Source organism: Bradyrhizobium sp. 147, from assembly GCF_023073935.1.
GTDB lineage: Bacteria > Pseudomonadota > Alphaproteobacteria > Rhizobiales > Xanthobacteraceae > Bradyrhizobium.
Genome location: NZ_JADPKL010000011.1, coordinates 97,223 through 106,434, shown reverse-complemented (window position 1 = coordinate 106,434; position 9,212 = coordinate 97,223). Strand labels below are relative to the sequence as shown.

At 64.2% G+C, this 9,212-nt stretch carries 10 protein-coding genes; 9 read left to right on the top strand and 1 reads right to left on the bottom strand.

The features are described from left to right. Nucleotides 1–579 precede the first annotated feature (579 nt). The 7 genes from guaD (at nt 580) to IVA87_RS03065 (ending at nt 7,018) form a co-directional block, all read left to right on the top strand. A complete protein-coding gene (gene guaD, locus IVA87_RS03095; RefSeq protein ID WP_247304518.1) occupies nt 580–1,977 on the top strand; it encodes a guanine deaminase in 1,398 nt (465 codons plus the stop codon). A gap of 15 nt (nt 1,978–1,992) precedes the next feature. Beyond that, a complete protein-coding gene (locus IVA87_RS03090) occupies nt 1,993–2,970 on the top strand; it encodes an antibiotic biosynthesis monooxygenase (protein ID WP_247304515.1) in 978 nt (325 codons plus the stop codon). Between the two features lie 28 nt (nt 2,971–2,998). Beyond that, a complete protein-coding gene (locus IVA87_RS03085) occupies nt 2,999–3,901 on the top strand; it encodes a ribonuclease Z (RefSeq protein WP_247332697.1) in 903 nt (300 codons plus the stop codon). A 13-nt stretch (nt 3,902–3,914) separates the two neighbouring features. Continuing rightward, nucleotides 3,915–4,316 carry an FAD-linked oxidase C-terminal domain-containing protein gene (locus IVA87_RS03080; protein WP_247332696.1) on the top strand — a complete coding sequence of 134 codons (402 nt, stop codon included), beginning with the start codon at nt 3,915–3,917 and terminating at the stop codon, nt 4,314–4,316. Then, complete coding sequence (locus tag IVA87_RS03075; RefSeq protein WP_247304511.1) at nt 4,313–5,419, top strand: four-carbon acid sugar kinase family protein; 1,107 nt, start codon at nt 4,313–4,315, stop codon at nt 5,417–5,419. The genes IVA87_RS03080 and IVA87_RS03075 overlap by 4 nt, the downstream gene beginning before the upstream one ends. Further along, the gene (gene pdxA, locus IVA87_RS03070) at nt 5,416–6,453 is read left to right on the top strand and encodes a 4-hydroxythreonine-4-phosphate dehydrogenase PdxA (protein WP_247304509.1); all 1,038 of its coding nucleotides are present in this window, start codon (nt 5,416–5,418) and stop codon (nt 6,451–6,453) included. The genes IVA87_RS03075 and pdxA overlap by 4 nt, the downstream gene beginning before the upstream one ends. 352 nt (nt 6,454–6,805) lie before the next feature. Beyond that, the gene (locus tag IVA87_RS03065) at nt 6,806–7,018 is read left to right on the top strand and encodes a hypothetical protein (RefSeq protein ID WP_247304507.1); all 213 of its coding nucleotides are present in this window, start codon (nt 6,806–6,808) and stop codon (nt 7,016–7,018) included. Nucleotides 7,019–7,414: 396 nt separating this feature from the next. On the opposite strand, the gene IVA87_RS03060 is transcribed toward IVA87_RS03065, so the two are convergent. After that, entirely contained in the window at nt 7,415–8,047 is a 633-nt protein-coding gene (locus tag IVA87_RS03060; protein WP_247332695.1) for an acyltransferase, read from the bottom strand. Nucleotides 8,048–8,162: 115 nt separating this feature from the next. Between IVA87_RS03060 and IVA87_RS03055 the strand changes: the two genes are divergently transcribed. Both IVA87_RS03055 and IVA87_RS03050 read left to right on the top strand, forming a co-directional pair. Further along, the gene (locus tag IVA87_RS03055) at nt 8,163–8,351 is read left to right on the top strand and encodes a hypothetical protein (RefSeq protein ID WP_247304504.1); all 189 of its coding nucleotides are present in this window, start codon (nt 8,163–8,165) and stop codon (nt 8,349–8,351) included. Next, a complete protein-coding gene (locus tag IVA87_RS03050) occupies nt 8,305–9,108 on the top strand; it encodes a hypothetical protein (protein WP_247304503.1) in 804 nt (267 codons plus the stop codon). The genes IVA87_RS03055 and IVA87_RS03050 overlap by 47 nt, the downstream gene beginning before the upstream one ends. Nucleotides 9,109–9,212: the final 104 nt, after the last annotated feature.

Genomic DNA, 9,212 nt, shown 5'->3' with positions numbered 1-9,212 from the left:
CGCGGCTCTCGCCGGTCTTGAATGTGCGATTCGTCATGAACAAAGCGTACACCGACCAACGAAAATGCCCGAGTTCTTGCCCAGCCTCGACGTGTCAAATGGCCTGGCTGGAACGCTTCGGCCTGAAATTCATCAATGATTTGTACTGTGCATGGGGTTGTTTTCGCGTTTTTTGTTTTGCGCCCTCGACCCACGGCATCAGCGGTCAAGTCTCCGCATGGATACGATAACTCCTAAGGGTTTTTACACACAGTTCTGGCACGCTCCGTGCGTCAAGATCCGCAACCTGTATCGTCGCCTCTCGTTGCGGGCACGAAAGACGCGGCCGGTGGAGACCGAGGGGCGTGAGCCATGACTGCACCTGCTTCCGACGCCGGGCGCGCGAACGGAAGGGTCGTGCCGATTCTGCAGTGCGTCGTGCCGTTCAGCCAAATTCCAAGGACGAGCGCAGCCACGGCCTGTTCGGCGGCCTCATCAGCGCGCCCTGCCATTTCGCGGTGAGCGGCGAGGGCCACGCTGCCTGCAATCGCGCTGCCCTCGGCGCGTCACGCCACACAGACTTAGAGGAAGGACCAAATCATGAGCTCCGTCGGTATTCGCGGCACATTCTTCGACTTCGTCGACGACCCCTGGAAGCACATCGGCAACGAGCAGGCCGCCGCGCGCTTTCACCAGGACGGCCTCATGGTCGTCACCGACGGCGTCATCAAGGCGTTCGGCCCGTATGACAAGATTGCCGCCGCGCATCCGAGCGTGCAGATCACCCATATCAAGGACCGCATCATCGTCCCGGGCTTCATCGACGGCCACATTCATCTGCCGCAGACCCGGGTGCTCGGCGCCTATGGCGAGCAGCTGCTGCCGTGGCTGCAGATGTGGATCTATCCGGAAGAGCTCAAATACAAGGACCGCAGCTATGCCCGCGAGGGCGTGAAGCGCTTCCTCGACGCGCTGCTGGCCTCAGGCACCACGACGTGCCAGGCGTTCACGAGCTCGTCGCCAGTGTCGACCGAGGAGCTGTTCGAGGAGGCAGCCCGCCGCAACATGCGTGTGATCGCGGGCCTCACCGGCATCGATCGCAATGCGCCGGCTGACTATGTCGACACGCCCGAGAACTTCTATCACGACAGCAAGCGGCTGATCGCGCAGTACCACAACAAGGGCCGCAACCTCTATGCCATCACCCCGCGCTTCGCCTTCGGTGCCTCGCCGGAGCTGCTGAAAGCGTGTCAGCGCCTCAAGCATGAGCATCCGGACTGCTGGGTCAACACCCACATCTCCGAGAACCCGGCCGAATGCAGCGGCGTGCTCGTCGAGCACCCGGACTGTCAGGATTATCTCGGCGTGTACGAGAAGTTCGACCTCGTCGGTCCGAAATTCTCCGGGGGCCATGGCGTCTATCTCTCGAACAACGAATTCCGTCGCATGTCGAAGAAGGGTGCCGCGGTGGTGTTCTGCCCGTGCTCGAACCTGTTCCTCGGCAGCGGTCTGTTCCGCATTGGCCGCGCCACCGATCCGGAGCATCGCGTGAAGATGTCGTTCGGCACCGATGTCGGCGGCGGCAACCGCTTCTCGATGATCTCCGTGCTCGACGATGCCTACAAGGTCGGCATGTGCAACAACACGCTGCTCGATGGCAGCATTGATCCGGCGCGCAAGGATCTCGCTGAAGCCGAGCGCAACAAGCTCTCGCCGTACCGCGGTTTCTGGTCCATCACGCTTGGCGGTGCCGAAGGCCTCTACATCGACGACAAGCTCGGCAATTTCGAGCCCGGCAAGGAGGCCGATTTCGTCGCGCTCGATCCGAACGGCGGGCAAGCCGCGCAGCCCTGGCACCAGTCGCTGATCGCCGAGGGCGGCGGGCCGCGCACGATGGACGAGGCTGCGAGCATGCTCTTCGCCGTGACGATGGTCGGCGACGATCGCTGCGTCGACCAGACCTGGGTGATGGGCAAGCGTCTCTACAAGAAGAGCTGAGGCGGACGGCTGCTCATGAGCGCATCTCCTGATACGGCGGGCCAGCCGGTCGCCCTCGTCATCCAGCGCCGCATTGCCGACGACGGCTTTGCCGCGTTCGCGCGGTGGAGCGGCGAGGTCGGTGAAGTGCTCAAGGCCTGGCCCGGCTTCCTCAGCCAGGAGGTGGTGCCGCCGCAACCGCCGGCGCATGTCGACTGGGTCACGATCCTGCGCTTCGCGAACCCGGCGGCAGCGCGCGCCTGGCTTCAGAGCGATGTGCGAGCGCGGCTCATCGCAGAGGTGCAGCGCTTCTTCGTCGGGTCGGAGGATGTCCACATCCTGCCCGACACCGGCGTGCAACGCGACAGCGCAGTCTCTGCCGTGATCTCGTTCAAGGTGCCGGACGGGCTCGAGGACGCGTTCCTCAAATGGCAGCAGCGCATTCAGACCGCGGAGGCCGAGTTCAAGGGATTTTTGCGCCACAAGATCGAGCGGCCGATTCCGGGCCTGCACGACGAATGGATCATCATCCTCTCGTTCGACTCGGATGCCAACCTCAATGCATGGCTGGACTCGTCGTTACGGCAGTCGCTGCTGAGGGAAGGCGCGCGCTTCAACGCCGGCATGAGCGTGAAGCGGGCGAGCTACGGCTTCAATTTCTGGTTCCCGGCCGGCAAGGCGCCGGAGCAAGGGCCTGGCCTGATCTGGAAGAGCAATCTCATCGTCCTTCTGGTGCTCTATCCCGTGGTCTACCTCTGGGGCTACTTCATCAGCGCGCCGTTGATCGACAGCCACGGCGTGCCGGTCTGGCTGTCGCTGTTCGTCGGCAATCTCGTCAGTACCCAGCTGCTCGGCTGGTGGCTGGTGCCCGCCGCCTTCAAGGCGCTCGCTTGGTGGATCGCGCCGAAGGCGAGGATCGGACGCCGGATCGCAGGATACGCACTCCTGGCCGCGCTCTATGCCGCGTCGATGGGCTTGTACGCGCTGCTGCTCGCATGGCATTGGGGGCGGTGAGACCGTCCACAACCGGACACGTGAGACCATGTTCGCCATGACATTTCTCGGAACCTCGGCCAGCGTTCCGTCGGCGGAGCGTAACCATCCGGCGCTCCTGGTCGAGGCGGCGGGCAAGCGCATTCTGGTCGATTGCGGCGAGGGCGCGCAGCGCCAGTTGCTGCGCGCTGGCGCTGGCTTTCGGCGGCTCGACCGCATCCTGCTGACGCATGCCCATCTCGATCACGTGCTCGGCATTCCCGGTCTCTTTTCAACCCTGGGCTTGCGGCAGAGCGCCGACCTGATGACCGTTCATGCAGGGCAGCGCACGCTCGACCTCGTCGTCCGCCTGCTCGCAAGTCTGTGGGGCGCGGGCAGGGCGCCGATCGCGGTGGAGTTCGCGCCGCTGAGCGAAGGGCAGGTCATCGACGCGGGCGCCTTCACCATCGACTGCTTTCCGGTTCGCCATCGCGACACCGACAGTTTTGGCTTCGCCTTCCAGAGTCCCGCCCGCCGCCGTCTTCGGCCGGAGCGCCTTGCTGAGCTGGGCGTTCCAGACGGGCCGATGCGGGGAGAATTGGCTGCGGGACGACCAGTCGTGCTCGCTGATCGAATCATCGACCCGGAAGACGTCCTGGGGCCGCCGAGCGGCGGCAGGAAGCTCATCGTGATCGGCGACACCGAAACGACGGAAGACCTCTCCAAATACGTTTCTGGCGCCGATCTGCTGGTGATCGAGGCAACGTTCCTCGATCGCGACGCATCGACCGCGCGGGACTATGGGCACCTCACTGCGCGCGATGCGGCTGCGTTTGCGGCCGAAACCGGCGTCGGCCAGCTCGTGCTCACGCATCAGTCGGGCCGTTATGACGACGATGAGGTCCTTGCGGAGGCAGCCGGGATTTTTCCGAACACCCGGATCGCTGCCGACTTCGACCGCATTGCCATCTAGCACTCGCGTCAGTATGGGTGCCGAGGGCTCCTGCCAGATCGGCGGCAACGTCTTCGTGACCAATGTCGAAGCCCGGATCAAGGCCGCCGTCCCGCATGCGCGCGTCGTGATGCACGGCCATATCGGCGACGGCAACATCCACGTGATCGCCCTGATTGACCGCGCGCGTTGCCAAGATCGCGCTGCCACGGCCGCGCTGGTGGCGGAGATCAACGAGATCGTCGACGACGAGACCGCCGCGCAGGGCGGAGCCATCAGTGCCGAGCACGGCATTGGCATCACCAATTGCGGCCGCCTCGCTCGCGTTACTGATCCCCTCGACATCGAGCTGATACGTGATATCAAGCGCTTGCTCGACCCGAATGGACTGATCAATTCGGGCAAGATCTTTAGTGCCGGAGGCGCGCGACGATGACAAGCGTCCGCCTGCTTGCCGACGATCTCTCCGGTGCACTCGACACCGCGGCGGAGTTCGTCGGTCTGTGCGGGCCGTTCGACGTCACCTGGCCACCTGTGCCTGCAGTGCCGAACAGTCGGAGCCTCGCGATCGATAGCGGTACCCGCGAGCGGTCGAAAGCCGAGAGCGTCGAGATCGTTGGACGACTGGCGCCGCAGCTCCGTGGGCCGACGATCGCCTACAAGAAGCTCGATAGTCTGCTTCGTGGCGCGTGGGCGGCCGAGCTCGGCGCCTGCCTGCACAGCGGCGATTGGGCGTCTTGCGTAGTCGCGCCCGCCTTCGACTATCAGGGGCGCCGCACCGTGGACGGCCAGCAATTCGCGCGCACGCTACAAGGCGAGTGGCATCGCGTCGGCGACAATCTCCTGACCGAGCTGCGGCAGGAAGGCATCGAGGCGCGGCAGGGCGGGACCGATACCCTATCGCAGGGTGGCGTTCAGGTTTTCGATGCCGAAAGTGATATCGACCTCGATCGTATCGTCGAGATGGGACGGCGGATGCCAGGGCCTGTGCTGTGGTGCGGAAGCGGTGGGCTCGCAGGCGCGCTCGCCCGCAGCCATCGCGCCGAGGCGCCGGGCCAATTGAAGTTGCCGGTGCTGGGGCTATTCGGCTCGGATCAGGCCGCGACTGCGTCTCAGCTGGCCGCGTGCGGCGCGGCAACTATCGCACTTGCCGAAGGCGAGAGCGCGGCGCCTGTCCGGCGCAAGCTTGCCGATGACGGCGTGGCCCTGGTCAAATTCGCTCTCGCCGAAGGCCTGGCCCGCCCAGAGGCGGCGCGGCGGATTGCGCGCGAAATGACGGCACTGATCGCGGCGCTCGAACCTCCGGGCACGCTGATCGTTGCCGGCGGCGAGACCCTGAAGGCGGCGTGCGTTGCCCTTGGCGCGCATGCGCTCCAGGTCACGGGACGTATCGTGCCGGGACTGCCGCGCTCGATCTTGCAGGGCGGCCGGTGGGCCGGCGTCGACGTGATCTCGAAATCCGGTGCATTCGGACCAAGCGAGCTCTGGCGCGATCTACTCCGGGACAATCATTTGCTCAATATGGGGAGCCCGACATGACCTCTAGTCATCTTGCCATCACCATGGGTGATCCCGCCGGGATCGGGCCAGAGATCATCGTCAAGGCTTGCGTCGGGCTGAAGGACCGGATCACGAAAGGCGATCTGCGCCTGCTGATCATCGGCAGCGGCGCGGCGCTTGAGGGCGCGAGAGCGGCACTCGGCGCCAATGTCGTCATTCCCGAAGTCAGTGTCGAGAACGCCGACTGGCCCAATCTCTGTTTTCTTCAGGCCGACGTCGAGGGCAACCCGATCAGGCCCGGCGTGCTCAGCGCCGACGGCGGCCGCTTTGCCTACAAGGCGATCGAGCAGGGCGTGCGCCTGACGCAGGCGGGCCGCACCGCGGCCATCGTCACGGCGCCGCTGAACAAGGAAGCGCTCAACAAGGCCGGCTATCATTTTCCTGGACATACCGAGATGCTCGCACATCTCACCGGCGTGCGCGGCTCGGTAATGCTGCTGGCCCATGGCAACATGCGCGTCAGCCATGTCTCGACCCATGTCGCGCTGGAGGACGTGCCGAAGCGCCTGACGCCGGAGCGCCTGCGCATGGTGATCGACCTCACCGACGGCGCGCTGCGCCGGCTCGGCATCGAACGGCCGAAGATCGCGATCGCTGCGCTCAACCCGCATGCCGGCGAGGGCGGTCTGTTCGGCCGGCAGGACATCGACGTCTCGGCGCCGACGATCGCCAAGGCGGTCGCCGACGGTCTCGACGTCGTCGGCCCCGTGCCTGGCGATACCATCTTCGTCAAGCTGCGCGCCGGCCAGTACGATGCTGCGGTGGCGATGTATCACGACCAGGGCCACATCCCGGTCAAGCTGCTCGGCTTCCAGGTCGATCCCGCGACCGGCCGCTGGCAGGAGCTCTCCGGCGTCAACATCACGCTGGGCCTGCCGATCATCCGCACCTCCGTCGATCACGGCACCGCCTTCGACATTGCCGGCAAGGGCATCGCCAACGAGCACAGCCTGATCGAGGCCATCGACTATGCCGAGCGGCTGGCCGCAGGCGCTTCGGCATCCAAGTCATGAGATCGAACACGATGACCAACGCCTTCACGCCCATTGAAATCCTCCGCCCGACGGCGATCGAGTTCGGCTGCGGTACAATCGCCGCCGCCGCACGTTTCGCCGAGCGGATCGGCACCAAACGGCCGCTGGTGATCTCAGACCCGTTCAATGCGCGACGCGTCGATACGCTTGCGCTGCCGGGCTCTGTCTCGCGGTCCGGACTGGACCAGCGACACGGTGTAGTCGGCCGGCACCGCCCTGGTCATGGTCGGCGGCGTTCTGCTAACAACGCCGCGATCACCAACGGCCCGGCGCCGCAGCGCGGAACCTATGTCGGAAATACGCGAGCAATGCGTCGCAGCAACTCGACTGGATGCTCGGCGACTCAGCGTCGGGCGGAAGCGCAGGCTTTCTCGGCGTGTGGAATTCCTATAACCGCGTGTCGGTGTCCGCGGCGTCAATCGACATAGCGGCGCCATTGTTAGGCTTGCACGTGTTCTCTGCCAATGAGCAGGATGACGGGACCAATGCCAACAACTTCAATGTTGCAGCCCAGAACGCCTTCAGTGGTCTGGCGCGGATGTAGCCGGTTTTAGCGAGGTCCGTGTGCGCGGTCGCAGTTGCTGCTTTAGCCAGATCGCCAGTCGGCGATGATGGACCTCGGTCATCATCGCGAACAGGATCGACGCCATGACGGAAAAGGCCACCATCCACGGTAAGGCGTAAAGCGAGCCTGTGACCTCCGATGCGAAGTCGCTCATGATCGAGTGGTGGATCAAATAGAGCGAGTGGGACCAACTCGCGCCCCATGCGATTGCCGCATATCATCGCGAAGGACCAAATCCGGGGACGCGCTCGGATGTCCATATGATCCCCGCGAAGGCGGCCGCCGTCAGAAGGTTGACTTTCCACGTGTACACGGCGCCGCCGGTTGAAAGGTGTATGTGGAGGGCGAAGATGCTGACGGCTGCGACCGCGGCGCTCAAAAGGGCGGGGACTCGGTCCTTGAACCCCGGCTCGCGCGATCGAGGCGCCGAGTAGCCATGGCACCAGGACCATGTTGTTTCCGGTTAGGGACGAGACCGGAATGATGCCGCCACAGCGCGATTGCGCTTATGCGCCACGGGGTGAATCCGTCGCGAAGTGAGAACGCGACAAGCCCGACGAACATGTAGATCCAGAATTCAATGGCCACGGTCCAGAACGGGGCTGCTGATCCAAATGGAAGTGAGGTGTCCGGGGCCTGCAGCATGAACAGATTTGCAGCGAATGTTCTCAGCGTGAACCTCTCGACCGTTTCGCTGTGCGCGCGCCCAAGATCAATGGCGTGCCAGTCGATCATTGCGACGAGCAGCAGTGCTGGCAAAAACGCTGAATAGATGCGCGACCATCTGTCGATCGCGTAGTCTCGAAAGGTAGAGGTCGGATCATCTAAGCGACGATTTAGCGTCTGTGAGATCAGATAGCCCGAAATAAGAAAAAAGACGTTGACGCCGGCTTGCTGCATCCATTGCGGCGGCGGCGATGTTAGCCCGCCCCCGTACATACTCTCGGCATGGCCGAGGCAAACCATCATCGCGGCTGCGAACCGGATCAGGTCGATAACTGGCGACATTTGGATTGGTGCCCCGGCTTTAGACGTAGTAACGCCGTACCACCTCAACCCGTGATGGTGTCGACCTCCGGTAGAACAGCCTGTCATTTCAACCATTTTCAATGGAGAATTTGCCGTGGCAAATTGGCCCAAAGACACGCAGGCTGCGCGAAACGCCTTCTATGGCGATCCCGGGAATAGCGAGATCGCGCCGCAGATGGTTCCGGTCGTGCCGCCGTTTGCGATGTACTACGAGGGCCCGGCGCGTCAAATCGATCATGTTTCATCGCAAGGCGGCGCCGGCGTTGTTCGCGGCGTTGAATGAGATCTGGGACTGTTGCCAGCACGATCAGAAAAAGATCGATGGGGCTGGCATCTCGAAATATGCCGCCGCCTACAACCATCGCATGGTGCGCGGATCATTTGAACGCCGAGGAAAACGGCCTGTATGCCAAGGGCAACATGCCGCAATTCGTCGTCGATGCATTATGTCGCCAGGGCGCGATGTGGGGCGGCTGGTATTCCGGGGCGCAAGGATCCGATGCATTTTGAGTTCTCGACAACGGCCGCTGCAAGCCGAATTCGCCGCCGCCGATGTTCGGGCGTGCGCCGCCGCTGGTGCTGCATCCCGAACCGGCGCGCCGGCTGACGAACTCGAGGAGCATCCGGCGCCGGCGGCCGCGCCGCCGAACGTGCAGCCGCTCGACCCCGACGTGCGGGGCGATCCGATCCTGTATGACGTGCAGCGCCGTCCCAAGGCGCTGCGCTATTCGCCTGGCGTGCTCAATGGCCGCTGGGGCGGGGCTACCGCCGGCGTGCTCGGCGGCTTCATGAACGATCGCGGCGCTGGCGCTGCCGACATCGCTCGAGCAATTCCACGGCATCGCCGACCAGGTGCGCACCGAGCTCGCCAGGTGCGAGACCGAGATCCAGGCGGATGGCGGCGTCGGCTGGTTTCGTCCTGTCAGCGAAGCGTGCGCCAAGGCGGATCCGCACGTCTTGACGCAGCTGGCGCCGGAGATCGCGCCGGCGCGGCGCACTTCCTGGCCGCGCTCTGGATGGCGCTCGGCATGGGGGTGTGAAGAGTTTATGCCGCCTGTCGCGGTGGCGCTCCCTAGCGTCGTCAGATTGCTATGTAACGAATATCAGTTTCGGCGCGTTTCCCACAGCCCTTTGAGGACCGAGC